This is a genomic window from Idiomarina baltica OS145 (assembly GCF_000152885.1).
Taxonomy (GTDB): domain Bacteria; phylum Pseudomonadota; class Gammaproteobacteria; order Enterobacterales; family Alteromonadaceae; genus Idiomarina; species Idiomarina baltica.
Window position 1 is genome coordinate 285,775 of the sequence record NZ_CH672406.1, and the last position, 21,833, is coordinate 307,607.

Below are 21,833 nucleotides of genomic sequence, written 5' to 3' on the forward strand. Positions count from 1 at the left end.
CTGCTTTCTCTAACGCTTCGATGTAGTTATTGTTGACTTCGTAGCGATGGCGGTGACGTTCTTCGATCACTTCAGCACCGTACATCTTGCTTGCTTTCGAGCCTTTCTCTAAATGACATTCCTGTGCACCTAAACGCATCGTGCCACCTAAATCGGAACTTTCGTCGCGCAGCTCTTTTTGACCGTTAGCATCCATCCACTCGGTAATCAAACCCACCACCGGTTGTTTGCAATCGGGCTGAAACTCAGTGCTGTTCGCATCCTTCATCCCGGCCACATTGCGTGCGTACTCGATAAGCGCGACTTGCATACCTAAGCAAATACCTAAATACGGAATATTATTTTCACGCGCATACTGCGCGGCTTTTAGCTTGCCATCGATACCCCGATCACCAAAACCACCAGGCACTAAAATAGCGTCGACATCAGCTAACTTACTGGTGCCTTTGGTTTCGATGTCTTGTGCATCAATGTAGCGAATATTAACCGTAAGACGGTTTTTTAAACCTGCATGGGCAAGGGCTTCATTAACCGATTTATACGCATCCGGTAACTCAACATACTTACCAACAAAACCGACGGTCACTTCGCCGTTAGGATTCGATTCTTGATACAGTACTTGCTCCCATTCGCTCAAATCAGCCTCTGGGCAATCAAGACGGAAGCGATGTGTCACGATCTCATCGAGTCCTTGCGACTTCAGCATCGATGGGATCTTATAGATACTATCGACATCACGCAGACCAATGACCGCTTTCTCCTCAACATTGGTGAAAAGCGCGATTTTTGAACGCTCTGAAGGTGGCAGCGAACGATCCGAACGACAGACTAAAACATCCGGCTGAATACCAATCGAGCGTAGCTCTTTCACGGAGTGTTGCGTGGGCTTGGTTTTTACCTCGCCCGCAGCACCCAAGAAAGGCACTAACGTCAAATGCATAAACAAGGTGTGATCACGGCCGACTTCAGTGCCAAGTTGGCGAATCGCTTCTAAGAAAGGTTGTGATTCGATATCACCCACGGTGCCGCCGATTTCAATAATTGCGATATCCGAGCCTTTACCGCCTTCAATAATGCGACGTTTAATTTCATTGGTGATATGTGGGATGACCTGAATGGTCGCGCCGAGGAACTCACCTTTTCGCTCACGACGGATAATGTCCTCGTAAACGCGCCCCGCAGTAAAGTTATTATGACTGGTCATGCGGGTACGGATGAAACGCTCATAATGACCCAAATCGAGGTCTGTTTCTGCGCCATCGACGGTGACGAAAACTTCACCGTGTTGGATCGGGCTCATCGTGCCTGGATCGACGTTAATGTAAGGGTCGAGCTTTAGAATGGTGACATTCAGGCCCCGTGCTTCAAGAATCGCAGCCAGTGAAGCTGCAGCAATACCTTTCCCCAGCGAGGATACAACGCCGCCGGTTACGAAAATATAATTTGTCGCCATGTGTTACCCAGTTGGTCAGGTCAATGTAGGGATTTCTTAAGACGGGAAAATAGTATACCTAAGCGCACCCATTTCTACAAATAAAAGCATCACTTTTGCGCCGATTTTACCTCTTGCCAAAGTGCTTCAAGTTGGTCCAAACTCAGTTCGTCCGCCGCTTGTTTACGGGCGCTTAGCATCGCTTCAATCGCTTGAAAGCGCTGCACAAATTTATTGTTCGCTCTCTGAAGCGCACGTTCTGGGTTCACCTGCTTATGGCGAGCAAGGTTAATCACAGCAAATAATAAATCACCGATTTCTTCTTCCAGGTGGTCATCGTTTTCGGCAGTGCGAACCTCATCGATCTCTTCATAAACCTTTGCATAAATGGGTTCTTCTTCCGTCCAGTCGAAGCCGACAGAAGCCGCTCGCTTTTGAAGCTTAGCGGCTTTTAGCACACTCGGTAACTGACTCGGAATGTCTTTAAAGACAGTTTCTGCTTGCTGGCTTTTACGCTCTTGTTGCTTTATCGCTTCCCACTGCTGCTTTATCTCGGCATCGGATAAAGCACCGTCGGTTTGCTCGAACACATGAGGATGGCGGCGTATCAGTTTATCGGCAGTATGCTGAGCAATAGCCTCAAAATCAAAGCTTCCCTCTTCCTCACCAAGTTGCGCATAAAATACGACTTGAAACAGTAAGTCACCGAGTTCATCTTTCATCGCTGCGCGGTCGCCCCCATTGATCGCGTCGACCACCTCATAGGTTTCTTCGATGGTATAGGGTAGCAACGACTCAAAAGTTTGTTTGAGGTCCCACGGACAGCCGTGTTGTTTGTCGCGTAGCTGCTGCATAACCTGTTTGAGCGCCTCGATACCCACTGCTTGCATGATTATTAACTCCTTTGAACTTGTTCAATGCCGGGTAATTGGCGTAAATGCTGAATGATCTTTTGCAACGCCTGATTATTTTTAACCGCTAACTTCAGCCAAATGGTCGCCGACTGCGACTGCGCATCTGACTCACTATCCATTTGTAATACCGCTGCTTTTTCGTTGGCCAGAACACTGGTGATATCATGCAATAAGCCATTTCTATCCAACGCTGAAATACGAACCGACGCGCGATACTCCTTCTGCGTACGAGCAGACCAAGACACTTCAATCCCCCGTTCAGGGTGCTGTGAAAGTAGGTGCTGTAATTGATCGCAGTCTTGCCGATGAACCGAAACGCCACGCCCTTGGGTTATAAATCCACGAATCGGTTCGCCGGGGATCGGTTGGCAACAGCGTGCAAACTGCATCATTAAGTTACCAATCCCTTCAATAGTCACTTCGGAGGTACCACCGACGGGCTTAGTTTGCTGTGCGGTTCGCTTTTTAATCCGAGCGAGCTGCTGCTCTTCCGTCGGTGCCGGCTTAATAAAGTTGACCACTTGATGAAGTCTAATATCGCCTGCGCCAATAGCGGCTAGCAGATCATCTAACTGGCTCACATTAAAGCGTTCAAGCGCTTTAGTGGCAGCATTTAAACTCAAACCGTACTTGCTTAGCTCTTGCTCGAGCAGTTCTTTACCGGCTTGTAAATTCTTATCGCGATCCTGCTTTTTAAAGTAAGTATGTACTTTACTTCGCGCGCGTGAAGAATGCAGATAGCCCATTTGCGGATTTAACCAATCACGACGTGGTTGCGCACTTTTCTGAGTCAGTATTTCAACTTTGTCACCGTTTTGCAGTTGGTAGGTGAAAGGTACGATGCGGCCATCAATTTTCGCGCCGACACAGCGGTGACCGACCTGACTATGGATATAATAGGCAAAATCCAAGGGTGTAGAGCCTGCGGGAAGGTCAATGACCTCACCTTTCGGCGTGAACACATAGACCCGATCTTCAAATACCTGGGAACGTATCTCTTCGACTAACGAGTCGCTCCCAGCCATATCTTCATGCCAAGCCAGTAGCTTACGCAGCCATGCGATCTTTTCTTCGAAACCATGCCGTTTACCTGCTTGCGCGCCTTCCTTATACATCCAGTGCGCGGCAACTCCGAGTTCTGCATCATCGTGCATTTCATGGCTACGAATTTGAATTTCGACATTTTTGTTGTCGGGGCCGACCACCACCGTATGGATCGATTGGTAGCCATTCGGCTTTGGCGTTGCCACATAATCATCAAATTCTGAGGATAAATGGCGCCAACGTGAGTGCACAACGCCTAAAGCGGCGTAACAGTCTTTCAACGAATGCGTCAAAATTCGTACAGCGCGAATATCAAATAACTGCTCGAAGCTAAGATGCTTTTTCTGCATTTTGCGCCAAATCGAAAAAATGTGCTTGGGACGACCGTAAACGTCAGCGATGATGCCCTGCTCCTGCAACGAATGTTGCAAGTCCTCGACAAAGTCATGGATATAACTTTCTCGATCTAAACGCCGCTCATCTAGCTGCTGTGCGATGCTTTTGTAGGTTTTGGGATGCAGGTAGCGAAAGGCGATATCTTCCAATTCCCATTTGAGCTGTCCAATACCCAAACGATTGGCTAATGGCGCGTATATTTCTGCGCACTCCTTAGCCGCTAATACACGCGTTTCCTCATCGGCATTTTTCACCTCGCGCAGAAAGCAGATGCGCTCGGCAAGCTTAATAAGCACCGCGCGAACATCTTCAACCATAGACAACAGCATGCGCCGCACGTTATCAATTTGCGCGCCATCAGGTTGGCCATGTTGAAAGGACTGTAACTCAGAAATATTCTGCATTTGCTGGACGTTGCGCAGTAACACTTGCAATGAACGTTCGATCGGCAAGTCGTCAATATCAAGCATCACCTTATCGACCAGCGGAGCGTACAATGCTGCAAGCAACGACTCAGTATCAAGATTGAGTGGAGCCAAAATCTCCACCATCTCTTTGCCTTTGAGTAAGGCATCAGCGTGGTCCGAATAGCGCTTGGCGAGCATGTTCGCGGTTTCTTCCAGTGTGCTGACATCTTTGACACTGACTAACCAGTGTTGTGCCGCATCCTGATACTGCGGATCATCAACATGTGTACTGCGAACATGGACCATGACTTTATACTACCTTTTTGAAGCTCACCATTGTTTCAATGTGATGCGTTTGTACAAACATGTCAACTAAACTGATATGCGTAATCTCATAGCCGTTATCCAATAACCAACGACTATCGCGAGCCAGTGTATCCGGCGAGCAAGAAACGTACACAATTTGCACAGGTTGTTTATCTGCTTCGAGTTGTGCGATGCCCTGACAGACCTTTTCGGCACCGGCCCGTGCCGGATCAAGAAGAACACGTTGAAAGCCCTTTTTGAGTAAACGACTCACTTGATCAGTACTGAGGTCAAAAGTCTGTGCGTGAACATTACTGAGATCTGCAGCCGCCGCGTTAGCAGCCAATTGCGTGGTCATTGCTGATACACCTTCGACTGCGGTCACCGATTTTACACGCCGTGCGAGCGGCAAAGTAAAATTACCAATGCCCGCGAACAGATCGAGGATTTCATCCTCGGCTTGTGGTGCCAACCAATTCAGTGCCTGCTTGACCATTTGCTGATTAACTTTCGCGTTCACCTGTATAAAGTTCCCAGGCATGAATACCAGTCGATCGCCATCAATGGTCTCATCGAAGCAGACTACGTCCTCCGCCAATGAAGTAATTTGCTGACCATCATCGAGCCAAAGCGTACACTGACTGTCACTCGAAAAGGCTCGGAGGCACTTTTCTTGCTCCGAACTTAAAGACTGAGTGATACGCAGACACAGGTGTACATCGCGCGCTTTGATCAACTCGATATGACCCAACTTAGGGCCTATTTGAGCTTCGTAAAGTATTGACCGAAGATCATCAAGCACACGATTAAGAGCGCTATCTAAAACCACGCACTGCGGAATATCAACAATATGTTTGCTTGAGTGCGCCCGAAAACCTAACCGCATCGGCTCTGCTGTGTTGCGTTGATAAATCGCCAAGCGTGCCTTTCGACGATATTGCCAATCATCGGCGATTAACGTCTCATGCCAAGGTAACTCGTCTCGCACACCTGCCATTTTAGCGAACAATTCAGTGACTACCTGCTGTTTATGACGCCGCTGGTGTGTCTCATTAATATGCTGTAAATCGCATCCACCACAGTCTTCATAGTAGGGACATGGCGCCTGACGCCTCTCCTCGGAAGCGTTTTGGCGTGCAAGCAATTCGGTATTTTGTTGTCCGGTCACCTTAAATTGAGCCGTCTCGCCCGGTAGCACTTGTGGAACAAAATAAACCCGATTTTTGCCCTGCTTTGATAGCCTAACCACACCGCGTCCCTGATGGTCGAGCGCATCTGCAGTACCTGTTAATACATAATTCGATGTGGATTTTTTGCGGCCTTTGGGCTTAAAAAACTGCGCCATTGTTTAACTACTCGTTTCTAAAATCACTGTCGCGATAGCAAACCCACTATCATCACTAATGCTCAAGTGTGCATGGGCGATGCCGTATTGCTCGCACCATTGCAGAGCTCGCTGATAAAACACCCACTCGGGTCGCCCTAGCGCATCATTGCGGACTTCCATATGTTGAAATGAAAGCCCTTGCGCAATGCCCGTACCAAATGCTTTGGCACACGCCTCCTTTGCTGCAAATCGTTTGGCTAAGTAATCTGCTGGGGCACGGTGTTGCGACCAAATATCTTGTTCATATTCGGTTAATACGCGTTTTACCAGGCCATTGCCGCGCGCCAGCGATGTCTCCACTCGCGCAACAGCAATCATATCAGTGCCCATGCCAAATATCGCCATTAGCGAGCTCGCTCAAGAATTGCTTTCATGTCGCGTACAGCGCGATCTAGACCCACCAATACAGCGCGCGCAATAATTGAGTGGCCAATGTTTAACTCAACTACCTGCGGAATTTGCGCGATTTCAAGTGTATTGTGATAGTGCAGTCCATGACCCACATTGACCTGCAAACCCTGTTTATCTGCATAAGTTGCGGCTTCTTTTAATAACTGAAACTCGTGTTCACGTTGCGCATGCGTTTCCGCCTCCGCGTATGCACCTGTATGTAATTCAACAATAGGCGCACCACACGCTTTTGCTGCATCAATTTGCGCATGGTTAGGGTCGATAAATAACGAGACTAAAATGCCGGCATCGGCAAGCTGCTTAACAGCTGCGGCTATACGTTGTTGTTGGCCCACGACATCCAACCCGCCCTCGGTTGTGAGCTCTTCGCGTTTCTCTGGAACTAAACAACTGTAAGTCGGCTGTGTATCAATCGCGATACCGATCATTTCATCGGTGCACGCCATCTCTAAGTTCATAGGCACATTAAGCGTCTGCCGTAACATGGCTACATCGCGATCGGTGATGTGACGACGATCTTCGCGCAGGTGTATGGTAATTCCATCAGCCCCCGCTTGCTCGGCAATGGCTGCCGCAGTCACCGGATCGGGGTAGCTAACACCACGCGCGTTACGTACGGTGGCGACGTGATCAATATTGACACCTAAACGGATATTCTTCATCGTTTCTCCTAACGTTTAAACAAGGCGCGCGCACGTAACGGTTTATCGCCGATAAATGGCGCTAACGCATGACGCATAATACGTTTTAAATTGTATCGTTGCGACTCGGTGAGTGGATCATTGAGCCAATCGCTTTGCCCCAATGCAATGGCTTCATCGCGGCTGATAGTGACACAATCGCTATCGTGATAATCCACGCTAAATCCGCTGTAACTACGAAAATAAAGTGTTTCGGGGAGTTCATTACGTTGCTCCAGTTGCGGCCACTCAAATACACTGCCAAGTTCATCCAGCAGCTGCCATTCAAACCAACGTAATGTTGTTTCGATAGGTTGTTTGTCAGCGAGGCGCTGTAATAGTTGGGGGTAACATTCGAATAAACTTGGTACCGCAACGTGCTGCGGTAGCACGCGCTGTAATAGTTCGTTGATATAAAAACCACTATAGAGAAAGTCACTACGGAGTTCGTAGTTGTGGGACATCGCCTCAGCGTGAGTCAGCGTTTTTAACTCACCGCGCCCACCCCATTGCACGTTAAGGGGAATAAAAGGTTGTAACACACCTTTCCAACTTGAGGTTTTACGCTTAGCACCTTTGGCCAACAAGCGAACACGACCATCCTCCAGACTAAAGCAGTCTACAAGGAGGCTGGTCTCTTGGTAATCCCAGCGATGTAACACAAACGCTGGTTGCATCGTTCGCTAGTCCTCTCGATAACCTAAACTCTTCAGCGCGCGCTCGTCATCTGACCAACCTGACTTCACTTTCACCCAGAGCTTCAATAACACTTTGTTATTCAACAAACGTTCAAGATCTTTACGCGCCTCGGTGCCAATTGTTTTTAACTTTTGGCCCTTCTCACCGATGACCATACGCTTTTGCGCCTCGCGTTCGACCAAGATCAGGGCATGGATATGATGTGTTCCGCGTTCCGACTGCCCGAACTGTTCTATTTCAACGGTCGTTTCGTAAGGCAATTCTTCACCCGTAAACCGCATCAATTTTTCGCGAATAATTTCGGCGGTCATAAAGCGTACCGAGCGATCGGTTACATAGTCCGCCGGGTAAAAGTGATAGCCGCTTTGCAAAAAGCCTTTCACGATATCGCGCAAGGGTTCTAGGTTATCGCCGGTTTTTGCTGAGACGGGAATAATCTCTTTTACGCTGAGCTGTTGGCTCAACCATTGTAGGTGTGGCAGCAACTTATTCTTGTCTTTAATTTGATCGACTTTATTAACGACCAGTACAATCGGTGTTTCAGTCTTTTTCAGCTTTTCCAAAACCATGACGTCATCGTCATTCCAACGCGTATTTTCGACCACAAATAAAATCAAATCGACGTCTTTGAGCGCTGATGATGCGGTTTGATTCATTACACGGTTAATCGCCCGAGGTTCTTCTAGGTGCATCCCTGGCGTATCAACATAAACCGTCTGATAATCACCCTCGGTATCTACACCTAAAATGCGGTGACGCGTTGTTTGCGGTTTACTCGAGGTAATACTGACTTTTTGACCCAAGATGCGATTAAGCATAGTCGACTTACCAACATTGGGTCGACCAACAATGGCGACAAAGCCGCACTGTTTATTTTCATCAATTTGCCCAGCGCCACCTAAGGCATTGTTGAGCATATCATCTAAATTCATCAAGATACCTGTAACTGTTCTAATGCGGACGTCGCCGCGGCTTGCTCAGCTTTTCTACGGCTGGTTCCCGTGCCTAACAGAGGTTCTGGGAGTCCTTCAATGGTGCAGGTCACGGTAAACTGTTGATTGTGCGCCTGTCCCTGCGTTGCCACTACATCATACTCAGGCAAAGGACGTTGACGTGCCTGCAACCATTCCTGTAAGCGCGTTTTCGGATCTTTCTGGCTGGCACCTGGCTTGATAGTTTCTAATTGTTCCTCAAACCATCCCAACACGACTTGCTTGACCGTATCCATATCACTATCAAGGAAAATCGCGCCGATGATGGCTTCCATCGCATCAGCTAAAATAGATTCACGACGATAACCGCCGCTCTTTAATTCACCTTGGCCCAGTGACAAGTAATCACCTAAACCTTTTTTCTTACCCAATCGCGCGAGCGACCGCCCACAAACAATGGCGGCACGCATACGACTCAAGTCGCCTTCTGCGACTTTCGGAAACCGACTAAATAACGCCTCGGCGATAACCACGCCAAGGATCGAGTCGCCTAAAAATTCAAGCCGTTCGTTATGATTTGCATGCGCGCTACGGTGTGTTAGCGCCTGCTTTAATAGACTTTGACGCTCAAATCGGTAGCCAATTATTTGTTCTAACTGAGTTAACGGTGGTTTTGGTAAACTCACTCAATACTCCCTAAACGCTCAAACCTTATTCCTGTAGGCACCCATTGCGGCAAAATACTCTCGCTGCTGCGATCCATTTCAAAACTCATCCACATAAATACCGCTTTACCTACCAAGTTCTCTTCGGGCACAAAGCCCCAATAGCGACTGTCCTCAGAGTTATCTCGATTGTCGCCCATAGCAAAGTAATGCCCCTCTGGCACCACGAACTCAGTAGGCTGTGTACCTGCTTGCTTAAAATAGTAAGGCACTCGTGGGCTCACGCGAGAATCTAACAAGATCTGGTGTGTTACCGATCCCATATGTGCCTCGTACGTTGTTAACGCGCTCCCTCCAGAATAATACACGGGCGCATCATCAACCATAACATTTTCTACACGAATGGCGTTGCAGTTTTCGTCGCCTTTGCACTTCGGCTCAATATAGAGGCTCTTATCACGATAAATAATGCGATCGCCGGGCAGGCCAATAATACGCTTTATATAATCAATACTCGGTTCAAGAGGATATTTGAACACCGCAATATCGCCGCGTTCGGGTTTACCCGTTTCGACGATTTCCTTTTGAAATAAGGGGTCATGCAAGCCATAGGCGTATTTCTCTACCAGAATGAAGTCACCTTTCAACAAGGTGGGCATCATCGAACCGGAGGGTATTTGGAATGGTTCATACAAAAACGTACGCACCACTAAAATGATCGCGAGAATAGGAAAGACCGACTGGCCAAACTCAGTTACCGAATTCTGCGGCTCCCCTGCCGCCCGCTTCTTCTTCAACACCAGTGCATCAAATAACCACAAAGCACCGGCAATTAACGTCACCACGGTTAGGATAATCGAAAAATAGTTGGCCATCAGCCTGTTTCCCTTTTTGTTTTCTCTTTAGCGCTACTTGCCTACTTTTAACACAGCTAAAAACGCTTCCTGCGGCACTTCTACGTTGCCGAGGTTCTTCATGCGCTTTTTGCCTTCTTTTTGTTTCTGTAATAATTTTTTCTTACGGCTAATATCACCGCCATAGCATTTTGCAGTGACGTTCTTACGCAACTGTTTAACCGTCGAACGTGCAATAACATGCGTCCCGATCGTCGCCTGGATCGCGATATCAAACTGCTGACGAGGAATCAATTCGCGCATTTTATCCACTAGCATGCGGCCACGTGATTCGGCATGATCACGGTGTACTATCAACGCCAACGCATCGACACGGTCACCGTTAATCAGAATATCAACACGCACCATATCCGCTGCTTGGAACTTCTTAAAGTGATAATCCAATGACGCATAACCACGGCTGGTCGACTTAAGGCGATCGAAAAAGTCCATCACCACTTCTGCCATCGGCATTTCGTAGGTCACGGCGACCTGCTTGCCATGATAATTCATCGCCGTTTGCAAACCACGCTTTTCAACGCATAAAGTAATGACGTTACCGACAAACTCCTGCGGCACTAAAATATTGGCTTCAACAATCGGCTCAAAAATCGTCTCGATATCATTAACGGGCGGTAAGTTGACCGGGTTGTCGACTTTTACAATATCACCCGACTTGGTTTCTACTTCGTAAACAACGGTCGGTGCGGTCGTAATCAAATCGATATCGTATTCACGTTCGAGTCGTTCTTGGATAATTTCCATATGCAACATACCCAAGAAACCACAGCGAAAGCCAAATCCTAACGCAGCGGAGTTCTCTGGCTCGTAGAATAGCGACGCGTCATTTAACGATAACTTACCCAGTGCATCACGGAAGGCTTCATAATCATCGGAGCTGATTGGGAACATTCCCGCATAAACCTGCGGTTTCACTTTTTTAAAGCCCGGAACCGGCGATTTTGCTGGGTTACGCGTGGTGGTCAAGGTATCACCGACAGGAGCGCCCAAGATATCTTTAATACCGGCAATTACGAACCCAACTTCACCCGTGTGAAGCACACCCGTTTCATGGGGTTTGGGATTGAAAAAGCCGACTTTATCAATTTGATGAGACTGCCCTGTCGACATGACGGTCATTTTATCGCCAGCACGTAATGTACCGTTTTTAACACGCACTAAAGACACAACGCCTTGATAGTTATCAAACCACGAGTCGATAATCAGCGCTTGTAACGCGTCATCTTCATTGCCTTGGGGAGGAGGAATTTGTTTAACAATGCGCTCTAGCACTTCTTCAATGCCAATACCGGTTTTTGCCGAACATTGCACCGCATCGACGGCTTCGATGCCCACGATATCCTCAATCTCTTGAGCTACGCCCATTGCATCGGCCTGTGGCAAGTCGATTTTGTTGAGTACAGGAACCACTTCGAGGTCCATATCAATAGCGGTATAGCAGTTCGCCAATGTTTGCGCCTCTACACCCTGTGCCGCGTCAACCACCAACAATGCACCCTCACACCCGGCCAGCGAACGTGACACTTCATAAGAAAAGTCGACGTGTCCTGGCGTATCAATGAAGTTTAACTGATAGGTCTCACCATCTTTTGCCGTGTAATGCAAAGTAACACTTTGCGCTTTAATCGTAATACCACGCTCACGTTCCAAGTCCATCGAATCAAGTACTTGTTCCGCCATTTCGCGATCAGTTAGACCACCACAGTGTTGTATGAGTCGATCGGATAATGTCGACTTACCATGGTCAATATGCGCAATAATAGAAAAGTTTCTGATATTACTTTGCTTAAACGCCTTGTCCGGCATTGATACACCTCTACAAAAATCAGCGAGCTACTGTGGCTCGAAGCGAATTCAAAACTCGCCTGATCATACCGATGTTAGCGGCAAGACTAAAGATATTTATCGGTTTTCACAGGCTAGGCTGCGCGGGTGTGCTCACGACGAGCAACTGATTTACGCGCACATCACGAAGGCGGAACCACAAACGTAAAGCTAAAAAGCTCAAAGCAAAACCTGCAAATGAGAGCAGAATCGTGTAGCCCTCAGAGATCGAGGTGAAGGATGTTAACACGCTGGCAAGCAACAATAAGGTGAGAACGGGCAATCCGTAAAGTAACAACGCGAAACGAGTCACTTGTTGTTCAGGAATTGACAACTCGACGTATTCACCTACCGTCACTGGAGACTGAGTTTTTACAACAAATGTTGAGTGTCGATCGGAGAACACTTTACTCAAAATACCTGCACCACACGTTGTATTCTGTTCGCACCCCGAACACGCACTCTTTAGCTGCGTCGAGACTGTTACTTTTTCACCATCAACCGCAACCACCTGCGCCAGTTCTTTCATTACTTATTGCACCTCTGCAACAATGCGTTTTGCTGTTTGAATGGGTATTTGCCCCACGACCGTAATTATCACATCATTGCGTGGCTCAGTATAGAGGTTTTGGCTTCCGACAACGCTCATAGCACCAGTTTGCTCGGCATCGCGAGGCGCAATATAAACCGAATACTCTGTCAGCCCATCGGTGAACAGATAATGATCGACAGGCGTATTATCAACAGCGAGTTGATGGTGTTTCTGCTCGACGAGCTTAAATCCCTCTGGGTGCCATAATGGTCGAAGACTGCGCTGCATTTGTTGACTATTTGTCGTTACTTGAATCAAAGGAGGCATCGACAACCGCTTCAACTCCTCAAGCAATGGGCTCGGATCCTGTCGTAAAGCTAAGCTTGTCATCTGTACCTGTTCGACGGGAATACCGTCTTCGTTGATCATCATCACTTTAAGCGGCATGCCTGAGTCGCGATCCACCCAGACCGAGAAGCCAAAGCGATTATCATGTTTGCTGATCAGTCGAATATGTTGCGCTTTTCTGTCGAGTACACGTGCGCCGCCCACAGCAACTACGCGATAATAACTCTGAATTTTTTCAAACTTTTCGCTAAAGGCAGGTGGGATCAGGTGATTAATTGAATTAGCGCGTAATGAGTAATCTCTCGCTGCTGGATGAAAATGAGAAACCTTATCGCCAATACGCAGCGCCCTAAAGCCAGGGCCGTTCATTTGTACGATCAGCTCCAACTGTTCACCATTCGGCTCAACGGCGTGTAGCCAATGATAAGGTTCGATACGCTCGCCTAGCACGTAAACCAAAGAGGCTTCAAAGTTTTGTTCATTAAGCGCTGTCGACATAAAGTCGTACCAACGCTCGCCATCGCTTTGTGCGACTTGTTCTGCCTCTTGTTGTGCAAACGCTGGCGAAGCTGAAAGCAACACCAGCGTCAACGATACAAGCCAAACACCCGGTTTCATATCCATTCCTCAATTACTGCGGAGATTGCGGGTCCTGTTGATTGTTTGTCTCAGTTGTCTCTTCATTGTTAGCCGCTTCACTACTCAACATCATCAACTGTTGTTGATGATCAATCATATAAGATTGCGCTTGCCGACGCATGGACTGTTCGATCGCCTTTTGCGCTGAAGCAGACGGTGCAGCATTTGGACTGAAGCTGACCGGCTCTCGTGCTCCCATCGGATTAGTCAGAATCGATGGTTGTTCAACACCCGACGCATCCATCGGCGTTTGATACGTTTGTACCGTTACTAGCGCGACCGCTGCCACACCCGCGGCTACCGCAACTTTCGCTAACGGGTTAAACCAGCGCAATGCAGCTTTGCGGGCTGCCGCCGAACGCGACGAAGTGTGCGCTTGCACCACGTTATCGGAGTCTACCGCATTATTAGCAGATGGCATTGCATCGACTTCTGCTGCTACGGCAGCACTGATATCCAACGGACCGTTGTGATTAAGCTCGCCTTTCATGGCGCTCCTAATTACACCGTACCGATACCATCTATCGCTTTGCTCTGCATCTTCCAACTGCGCATCAAAGTCAGCTTGATCAAGCACGTCAAGCTCGCTATCAAACAATGACGACCATGACTCATGGCGGTCCATTGCTGACTCCGAATTGTCGTTGGACAAATGGGCTTTAGACATAAAGATTCCTCTATCAATTACCGTTCTAGCAACGGTCTTAATTGGCTGTCAATGGCCTCTCGCGCCCTGAAGATACGCGAGCGTACGGTACCTATCGGGCAGTCCATTTCGACAGCGATTTCCTCGTACCCTAAGCCTTCAATCTCTCGTAAAGTGATAGCCCGCTTAAGGTCTTCTGGTAATTCATCTATAGCACGCAACACAACGGTTTGAATTTCATCCGTTAATAACTGATGCTCAGGACTCCCGGCATCCTTTAGTGCTCCGCTTCCTTCATAATACTCAGCATCCTCTGCATCAACATCCGATGCAGGCGGCTTGCGCCCTTGTGAAACCAAATGATTTTTCGCCGTGTTCACCGCGATTCTATAAAGCCACGTGTAAAATGCGCTCTCACCTCTAAATTTAGGTAGGGCACGATAGGCCTTTATAAACGCTTCTTGCGCCACATCAGCTACATCGCCTTGTTGTTTCACATAACGAGAGATCAAGCTCATGACTTTATGTTGGTATTTTTTTACCAACAAGTCGAATGCGCGGTTATCACCTTTTTGTACACGTTCGACCAGCTGTTGGTCCGTCATTTGTTCGCTCATCCGAGCCTTGTCTCCCTTGCTAATCACTACATAGCACTGGCGGCTCATGTATTCGTTAGGTCTGACCGCCGTGCTCGTAAAAAGTTCGCAAAAATTTTCAGTTTGCGTAAAATCGAGCAAAATCCTTAATGAGTACTTTATGGAACCTGCAGCAAATTATCAATCAGATGTTCTTGTCATTGGTTCAGGCGCCGCCGGTTTGACCACCGCTTTGCAGTTAGCAGACCACCATTCAGTGATTATTGTTAGTAAAGGACCACTGACCGAGGGCTCTACTTACTACGCTCAAGGAGGAATCGCGGCAGTGTTCGATGAATCCGATAGCATCGAAAGCCATGTCGAAGATACCCTCATTGCCGGCGCTGGTTTATGTGAGCGCGAAACTGTTGAGTTTACCACACGTCATGCGCGAGAAGCCTTACAATGGCTGATCGATGAGGGCGTGGGGTTTGATCAGGTCGAATCTAAAGCAGATGCGCCGACCTATCATCTTAACCAAGAGGGTGGTCATAGCCATCGACGTATACTGCATGCCGCCGATGCCACCGGCAAAGCCGTTCAGACAACGTTGCAAGGCAAGGTATTGGCACATCCCAACATCAAGGTATTAGAACGATTTAACGCCGTCGATTTGATAACGGGTCGACGCTTACAGCGTGAGCTGGGTTGTTATGGGGCTTACTTGTGGAACCGTAAGCTTGAGCGTGTTGAGACCGCCGCCGCGCGGTTTGTAGTGCTTGCTACAGGCGGTTCAAGCAAGGTGTATCAATACACCAGTAACCCTGATATCGCCAGTGGTGATGGCATCGCCATGGCATGGCGTGCAGGGTGCAGTGTAACTAACATGGAGTTCAATCAATTCCATCCGACCTGTCTTTATCATCCGAACGCGCAAAGCTTTTTATTAACCGAAGCGTTACGTGGCGAAGGCGCCGTGTTGCGACGCCCCGACGGTAGTCGATTTATGGATAGCTTTCACGAAAGTGCCGAATTAGCACCGCGTGATGTGGTTGCTCGAGCTATCGATTATGAGATGAAACGTTTAGGTGCTGACTGCATGTACCTGGATATCTCGCACAAAAGCGAAGCGTTTTTGCGTCAACATTTTCCAACGATCTTCGACAAGTGTCTTTCTCTTGGCATCGATATGAGTAAGCAGCCCATCCCGGTCGTGCCGGCTGCTCATTACACCTGTGGTGGTATTACGACTAACCTCAATGCGCAAACCGACCTCCCTCGACTGTACGCAGTAGGTGAAGTCGCCTACACAGGACTACATGGCGCAAATCGAATGGCGAGCAACTCACTATTAGAGTGTTTAGTTTTTGCCCGTGCTGCTGCGCGACATATTCTCGAACAAAGTCACGAAGCACCTATCATTGATCGGCTGCCGGCTTGGGACGAGAGTCAAGTCAGTGACTCCGATGAGGAGGTGGTGATACAACACAATTGGCACGAATTACGTTTGTTTATGTGGGACTATGTCGGCATCGTCAGGACCACTAAGCGACTAGAACGCGCCCTGCATCGAATACAGCTGCTACAGCAAGAAATACACGATTATTACAGTAACTTTAAGGTCAGTAATAATCTGTTAGAGTTGCGAAACTTAGTTCAAGTAGCCGAACTCATCGTGCACAGCGCACTTCAACGTAAAGAGAGTCGTGGGCTTCACTATACCTTAGACTACCCCGATCTTGATCCTAACGCTAAGCCAACTCGACTATTACCGCAACACCTATAGCTGGCAATTCAAACAACGCCGGAGCTGACACCACAGCGCCGGCGTTATCCGGCGACGATGGATACAAAAATAAAGACGCCGCCTTTTGCCAACGTTCGTATGAGGACGTAACTGAATAAGTAGCCAGCGATTTAAAACAAACCGCCATCTACATTTGCCCGCCCACAACTGACCATCGACCCACCATTGTAAGCTATCTTCGCTGACCGAAAGCAGCCTGTTTTCAGACTGCAGATGAAGCATAACCGTTAAACTTTTACGCGCGCCAACATCAGGTCGACCATGTGCTGAAGTTCAGCATCAGGACATTTTTTATGACCCATAAACCAAGCGAACAAGTCTGGGTCGTCACACGTTACAAGGCGGCGGAAAATCGCTTTATCTTCCTCACTTAAGTGGTCATACGCTTCATCGACAAAGGGTTCAAACAACACATCCAACTCGAGCATTCCGCGACGACAAGCCCATTTAAGCCGTCGTTTGTCTTTTAATGCTTCCTCAGATTGTTTTAGTGTGAACATTTTTACTCCCAACCTTGAATTCAATTTCAATAGCCTCATATTAGCATGACATGGCAATGAAAGGAGCCTTTTAAATGAGCAAAGTCATGTCAGAACTCACTTCTACTGACCAAACGTTACTGTGTCCGTTAGCGAGCTATGGACTCCTTTCGGTAACTGGAGACGATGCGCGCAGCTTTTTGCAGGGACAACTGACGGCTAACGTTAATGCACTCAAACCGGGTGATCTGTGTTATTCGGCCCACTGTGAACCGACCGGCAAAACGTTGAGCGTATTCTGGCTCTACTGCCACAGCGATAATGAGTTTTGGCTGATATTAAAACATTCAGCTATCGCACCCTCATTGGCGCAATTTGAAAAGTATGGCGTGTTTAATAAAGTCACTTTTGAAGATAAATCGTCAGACCTCAATTTGATCGGTTTAGTGGGTTCAAGCGAGACATTTGAACTTCCCAATGAGGCCGATCTTATTGCAAAACTTAAGGTTGGAAGCGAGCCAAATCAGTTCGTGCTAGTATATAAATCAGAAATCGAATCAAATTCTGACGAAAAGTTATGGGATGCCCTTGAAATAGAGCGAGTGCGTCCTCAACTTATAAGTGAACTTACGCAACAATTCGTACCCCAGATGTTGAATGTACAAGCCTGGGACGGAATTGATTTTAAGAAAGGTTGTTATATCGGCCAAGAGACTGTTGCCCGAATGCGTTACTTGGGTAAACAAAAACGCGCACTATTTCGTGTAAGTGGTACTGCACACGTCCCCTTTGAGGTGGGCGCGCAGGTTGAGCGGAAAGTGGGCGAAAATTGGCGTCGAGGAGGTACGATAATTATGGCAGTGAATCGTACCGACACCCAAGTAGATGGTTTAGTGGTATTACCGATCGATATTGAGATCGATACCCCACTCCGTTTGCAAGGTGACGACGATGGTCTCTTGGAAATACACACACTGCCGTATCAATTAGGTTAACTATTATGAGCGAAGCAATTGCCCCGAATAAAGTGGTCGCCATCCATTACACTGTTAAGACAGCTGAAGGTCAAACATTGGATCAGTCTAAGGAAGGCAATCCACTGAGCTTTATCCATGGCCGAGGCATGCTGATCCCTGGTTTAGAAAATGCATTGGAAGGTAAAGAAGTCGGCGAGAAATTTACCGCCGAAATCGGTCCTGAAGAAGCATACGGCGAACGTCACGAAGGTTTGATCCAAACAGTTCCACGTAACTTGTTTGGCGAAAACGATGTTCAACCCGGTATGCAGTTCCGTGCAAGCACCGACCAAGGCGACCAATCAGTCATCATCGTCGAAGTTAATGACGACGAAGTGACTGTCGATGGTAACCACCCATTAGCAGGTGTAAACTTAAACTTTGACGTTGAAGTTGTCGAAGTACGTGACGCAACTGAGCAAGAACTTGAACACGGTCACGTTCACGCAGATGGTGAAGACCACTAATCACTCAGTGATTAACGGTTAATGAATTAGGGGGCGATTATTCGCCCCTTAATTTTTGCTCTCGATTAATGAGTGCTCGCTTTCGATGCACCCCCGCCGAAAAACCTTTTAGTTCACCTTTTATGCCTATCACACGGTGACAGGGAATGACGATAATAAATGGATTTCTCGCAACCGCATTAGCAACAGCGCGTACGCTTTTAGGTCGTCCAATACGCTCAGCAATACACTGATACGATAATGTGTCGCCTGGTTTTATTTGTGTAAGTGTCGAAAGCACTTGCTGTTGAAATTCTGTCGTTTTTACTCGTAAAGGCAGGCTAAATTTCTGACGCGCGCCAGCAAAGTACTCTTCAAGTTGCGCTTGTGTTTGCACCAACACAGGATGCTTATGGTTGACAACCGAATGGCTTAAGTCTGGCACATTTTTTTGATCTTTATAATAAAGACCCGTCAGATGTGCCTCATTCGCCATAGCCACCATGTGCCCAAGCGGTGTGTCAAACTCTAAGTGGTACATTCAATCTCCAAAGCATAATGTTTAATAAAATTGAATAGTAAAGAACGTTTCCTTGTCTCTTTTTTCTAATTTATTAAATGGTAGACCAAAAAAAAGCCACCCGGCAAGGGTGGCTGTTAGATTATTTTGGACTTAATCTGCTTTAGGACGCATATGAGGGAATAAGAGTACGTCTCGGATGGTCGATGAATCTGTCAACAACATCACTAAACGGTCAATACCGATACCCTCACCCGCGGTTGGCGGCATGCCGTGTTCAAGCGCTGTGACATAGTCTTCATCATAGAACATCGCTTCATCATCGCCCGCCTCTTTAGCTTCCACTTGATCGCGGAAGCGTTGCGCTTGGTCTTCTGCATCATTCAGCTCCGAGAAGCCATTGGCCAACTCGCGTCCACCCGCAAAAAACTCAAAGCGATCGGTCACAAATGGATTCTCGTCATTACGACGTGCCAAAGGTGACACCTCTGCTGGATACGCCGTGATGAATGTAGGCTGAATCAAACGATGTTCAGCAACGGTTTCGAAAATCTCAATCTGGATCTTTCCTAGACCCCAAGCCGAGTTGACATCCACACCGACTTGCTCTGCGATAGCGGTCGCCTGTTCGCGGTCGTTGAGCTGCTCCTCGGTAACTTCAGGCATATATTTAATAATCGCCTCTAACACCGTCATGCGCTCGAAGCGCTGGCCGAAGTCATAAGTCACGCCACCACTTTCAAATGTGGTTGAACCCAATACATCTTGAGCGATACCCCGTAGCATATCTTCCGTCATATCCATCAAATCGAAATAGTCTGCGTAGCCCCAGTAAAACTCCAACATGGTGAACTCAGGGTTGTGACGAGTCGATAATCCCTCATTACGGAAGTTGCGGTTTATTTCAAATACTTTTTCGAAACCACCGACGACGAGACGTTTGAGGTAAAGCTCTGGAGCGATTCTTAGGAATAGCTCCATATCTAACGCGTTATGATGAGTTGAAAATGGACGCGCAGCAGCTCCGCCTGGAATGGTTTGCATCATTGGCGTCTCAACTTCCAGGAATTGATGTTCGTTAAGGTAGCGACGAATGTAATCAATAACGCGCGAACGCACTAAAAACGTGTTACGAGACTCCTCATTGGTAATCAAGTCAAGGTAACGTTGACGATAACGTGTTTCTTGATCCGCCAAACCGTGAAACTTATCTGGCAGAGGACGCAGCGCCTTGGTCAATAAACGCACGTCGTCGACTAACACACTCAGTTCGCCTGTCCCGGTTTTGAACAATACGCCACTGGCGCCAATGATGTCGCCTAAGTCCCACTTTTTGAATTCGCTGTTATAAAAACCCTCTGGCAAGTTATCACGGGCTACGTATAGCTGAATTTTTCCCGACATATCTTGAATCGTCGCAAAACTCGCTTTACCCATGATACGACGGGTCATCATTCGACCCGCGACTTTAACGCGAACGCCCTGTTGCTCAAGCGACTCTTTGTCCGCCTCGTCATACTCAGCGTGAAGATCCTTTGCCAGTGAATCACGGCGAAAGTCATTTGGAAAGGCAACGCCCTTCTCGCGTAACGCCGCTAACTTCGCTTTTCGTTGCGCGATTTGTTCGTTTACATCAACTTCTGGCGTTTGCGACTTATCTGTCATAATCTTGCTTCCTCTTCGAATACGTTTCTATCGCGACTTAACTTGGCTACAGACCGCTCTTTAAGCTGGCCTCGATAAATGGATCGAGCGCACCATCTAACACCGCCTGTGTGTTTCTGTTCTCGATGCCGGTACGCAAATCTTTGATGCGCGCATCATCGAGCACATACGAACGAATTTGACTGCCCCAGCCGATATCCGCTTTTGAATCTTCCAGCGCCTGTTTATCTTCGTTCTGCTTTTGAATCTCTAACTCATACAATTTCGCTTTTAATTGCTTCATCGCAGAGTCTTTATTTTTATGTTGCGAGCGATCGCTTTGACATTGCACCACAATCCCTGTGGGTTCATGGGTTATTCGCACCGCGGAATCCGTCCGGTTAACGTGCTGTCCACCCGCACCAGAAGCGCGGTAGGTATCAATGCGTAAATCTGACGGATTAATTTCTATTTCAATATCATCGTCGACTTCAGGATAAATGAATACCGATGCAAATGATGTGTGGCGTCGGTTGCCGGAATCAAAGGGCGATTTACGCACTAAGCGGTGTACGCCTGTTTCGGTACGCAACCAACCGTATGCATATTCGCCTGCAATACGCACTGTCGCCGATTTAATACCCGCAACCTCACCTTCAGAAAGCTCGGTAATCTCTGTTTTGAATTCATGCGCTTCAGCCCAGCGCAAATACATGCGTAATAGCATGTTTGCCCAGTCTTGGGCTTCCGTCCCCCCAGAGCCCGACTGAATATCCACGTAACAATCTGATGAGTCATTGTCGCGTGAAAACATGCGACGAAATTCGAGCGCCTCTAGCTGAGTCAATAACTCTTTTAACTCTTGTTCAGCCTCATCAAAGGTGGTTTCATCCTCTGCTTCCACAGCTAAGTCGACTAAACCCTCGATATCCTCTAACCCTTGTTCTAAGTTATCGAGTGTTTCAATCACTTGCTCAAGTGCAGCGCGCTCTTTACCCAAACTTTGGGCTTTGGGCGGATCATCCCACACTTCAGGTTGTTCAAGTTCTCGGGTAACTTCTTCTAAACGCTCCTTTTTATGAGCGTAGTCAAAGATACCCCCTAAGTGCCTCACTACGTGAGCGCATCTCTTTAATGGCGTTGTAAGTGGCGTTTGTCTCAAACATCACA

22 protein-coding genes are annotated in these 21,833 nt (G+C 47.7%); 3 read left to right on the forward strand and 19 right to left on the reverse strand.

Translation table 11 applies throughout. From position 1 onward, the window contains the following. From OS145_RS08965 to rpoE, 15 genes are all read right to left on the reverse strand, one after another. Nucleotides 1-1,453: CTP synthase (locus tag OS145_RS08965; RefSeq protein ID WP_006956064.1), on the reverse strand; the 1,453-nt coding region annotated here is incomplete at its 3' end. Nucleotides 1,454-1,542: 89 nt separating this feature from the next. Further along, nucleotides 1,543-2,322, reverse strand: a complete 780-nt coding sequence (mazG, locus tag OS145_RS08970; RefSeq protein WP_006956065.1) for a nucleoside triphosphate pyrophosphohydrolase — start codon at nucleotides 2,320-2,322, stop codon at nucleotides 1,543-1,545. 5 nt (nucleotides 2,323-2,327) lie between these two features. After that, nucleotides 2,328-4,499 (reverse strand): GTP diphosphokinase, encoded by a 2,172-nt coding sequence (gene relA / locus OS145_RS08975; protein WP_006956067.1) that lies wholly within the window; start codon nucleotides 4,497-4,499, stop codon nucleotides 2,328-2,330. Between the two features lie 4 nt (nucleotides 4,500-4,503). Further along, on the reverse strand, nucleotides 4,504-5,844 hold the full coding sequence (gene rlmD / locus OS145_RS08980; RefSeq protein WP_006956069.1) for a 23S rRNA (uracil(1939)-C(5))-methyltransferase RlmD: 1,341 nt from the start codon (nucleotides 5,842-5,844) through the stop codon (nucleotides 4,504-4,506). Nucleotides 5,845-5,847: 3 nt separating this feature from the next. After that, a complete protein-coding gene (gene acpS / locus OS145_RS08985) occupies nucleotides 5,848-6,231 on the reverse strand; it encodes a holo-ACP synthase (RefSeq protein WP_006956070.1) in 384 nt (127 codons plus the stop codon). Next, complete coding sequence (gene pdxJ, locus OS145_RS08990) at nucleotides 6,231-6,959, reverse strand: pyridoxine 5'-phosphate synthase (protein WP_006956071.1); 729 nt, start codon at nucleotides 6,957-6,959, stop codon at nucleotides 6,231-6,233. Before pdxJ ends, acpS begins: the two co-directional genes overlap by 1 nt. Nucleotides 6,960-6,967: 8 nt before the next feature. After that, entirely contained in the window at nucleotides 6,968-7,654 is a 687-nt protein-coding gene (recO, locus tag OS145_RS08995) for a DNA repair protein RecO (RefSeq protein WP_006956072.1), read from the reverse strand. A gap of 6 nt (nucleotides 7,655-7,660) precedes the next feature. Continuing rightward, complete coding sequence (era, locus tag OS145_RS09000; RefSeq protein WP_006956073.1) at nucleotides 7,661-8,608, reverse strand: GTPase Era; 948 nt, start codon at nucleotides 8,606-8,608, stop codon at nucleotides 7,661-7,663. Further along, a complete protein-coding gene (gene rnc, locus OS145_RS09005) occupies nucleotides 8,608-9,294 on the reverse strand; it encodes a ribonuclease III (protein WP_006956074.1) in 687 nt (228 codons plus the stop codon). Before rnc ends, era begins: the two co-directional genes overlap by 1 nt. Further along, complete coding sequence (gene lepB, locus OS145_RS09010) at nucleotides 9,291-10,148, reverse strand: signal peptidase I (RefSeq protein ID WP_006956075.1); 858 nt, start codon at nucleotides 10,146-10,148, stop codon at nucleotides 9,291-9,293. Before lepB ends, rnc begins: the two co-directional genes overlap by 4 nt. A 33-nt stretch (nucleotides 10,149-10,181) precedes the next feature. Further along, complete coding sequence (lepA, locus tag OS145_RS09015) at nucleotides 10,182-11,993, reverse strand: translation elongation factor 4 (RefSeq protein ID WP_006956076.1); 1,812 nt, start codon at nucleotides 11,991-11,993, stop codon at nucleotides 10,182-10,184. Between the two features lie 106 nt (nucleotides 11,994-12,099). Next, nucleotides 12,100-12,540, reverse strand: a complete 441-nt coding sequence (locus tag OS145_RS09020; protein WP_006956077.1) for a SoxR reducing system RseC family protein — start codon at nucleotides 12,538-12,540, stop codon at nucleotides 12,100-12,102. A gap of 3 nt (nucleotides 12,541-12,543) precedes the next feature. After that, nucleotides 12,544-13,509: a MucB/RseB family sigma factor regulatory protein gene (locus tag OS145_RS09025; RefSeq protein ID WP_006956078.1), complete on the reverse strand. Its 966-nt coding sequence runs from the start codon at nucleotides 13,507-13,509 to the stop codon at nucleotides 12,544-12,546. A gap of 13 nt (nucleotides 13,510-13,522) precedes the next feature. Next, the gene (locus OS145_RS09030) at nucleotides 13,523-14,197 is read right to left on the reverse strand and encodes a sigma-E factor negative regulatory protein (RefSeq protein WP_050749994.1); all 675 of its coding nucleotides are present in this window, start codon (nucleotides 14,195-14,197) and stop codon (nucleotides 13,523-13,525) included. Nucleotides 14,198-14,214: 17 nt separating this feature from the next. Continuing rightward, nucleotides 14,215-14,793, reverse strand: a complete 579-nt coding sequence (gene rpoE / locus OS145_RS09035; RefSeq protein WP_006956080.1) for an RNA polymerase sigma factor RpoE — start codon at nucleotides 14,791-14,793, stop codon at nucleotides 14,215-14,217. Between the two features lie 139 nt (nucleotides 14,794-14,932). On the opposite strand from rpoE, the gene nadB reads away from it, so the two are divergent. Then, nucleotides 14,933-16,537, forward strand: coding sequence for an L-aspartate oxidase (nadB, locus tag OS145_RS09040; protein ID WP_006956081.1), 1,605 nt, complete (start codon nucleotides 14,933-14,935; stop codon nucleotides 16,535-16,537). Nucleotides 16,538-16,785: 248 nt separating this feature from the next. On the opposite strand, the gene OS145_RS09045 is transcribed toward nadB, so the two are convergent. Beyond that, nucleotides 16,786-17,058 (reverse strand): FAD assembly factor SdhE, encoded by a 273-nt coding sequence (locus OS145_RS09045; protein ID WP_006956082.1) that lies wholly within the window; start codon nucleotides 17,056-17,058, stop codon nucleotides 16,786-16,788. Nucleotides 17,059-17,132: 74 nt separating this feature from the next. Here OS145_RS09045 and ygfZ point away from each other — a divergent pair, with 74 nt between their 5' ends. Next, nucleotides 17,133-18,032: a CAF17-like 4Fe-4S cluster assembly/insertion protein YgfZ gene (gene ygfZ / locus OS145_RS09050; RefSeq protein ID WP_006956083.1), complete on the forward strand. Its 900-nt coding sequence runs from the start codon at nucleotides 17,133-17,135 to the stop codon at nucleotides 18,030-18,032. A 5-nt stretch (nucleotides 18,033-18,037) separates the two neighbouring features. Then, nucleotides 18,038-18,520, forward strand: coding sequence for an FKBP-type peptidyl-prolyl cis-trans isomerase (locus OS145_RS09055; protein WP_006956084.1), 483 nt, complete (start codon nucleotides 18,038-18,040; stop codon nucleotides 18,518-18,520). Nucleotides 18,521-18,557: 37 nt separating this feature from the next. On the opposite strand, the gene OS145_RS09060 is transcribed toward OS145_RS09055, so the two are convergent. From OS145_RS09060 to prfB, 3 genes are all read right to left on the reverse strand, one after another. Then, the gene (locus OS145_RS09060; protein WP_006956085.1) at nucleotides 18,558-19,040 is read right to left on the reverse strand and encodes a methylated-DNA--[protein]-cysteine S-methyltransferase; all 483 of its coding nucleotides are present in this window, start codon (nucleotides 19,038-19,040) and stop codon (nucleotides 18,558-18,560) included. 132 nt (nucleotides 19,041-19,172) lie between these two features. Next, nucleotides 19,173-20,684: a lysine--tRNA ligase gene (lysS, locus tag OS145_RS09065; RefSeq protein ID WP_006956086.1), complete on the reverse strand. Its 1,512-nt coding sequence runs from the start codon at nucleotides 20,682-20,684 to the stop codon at nucleotides 19,173-19,175. A gap of 46 nt (nucleotides 20,685-20,730) precedes the next feature. Continuing rightward, nucleotides 20,731-21,829, reverse strand: a protein-coding gene (prfB, locus tag OS145_RS09070; protein ID WP_116287553.1) for a peptide chain release factor 2 whose coding sequence is annotated in 2 segments (ribosomal slippage) — nucleotides 20,731-21,753 and nucleotides 21,755-21,829 — 1,098 coding nt in all. Because the reading frame shifts where the segments join, the coding sequence is not laid out codon by codon here. Nucleotides 21,830-21,833 lie beyond the last annotated feature (4 nt).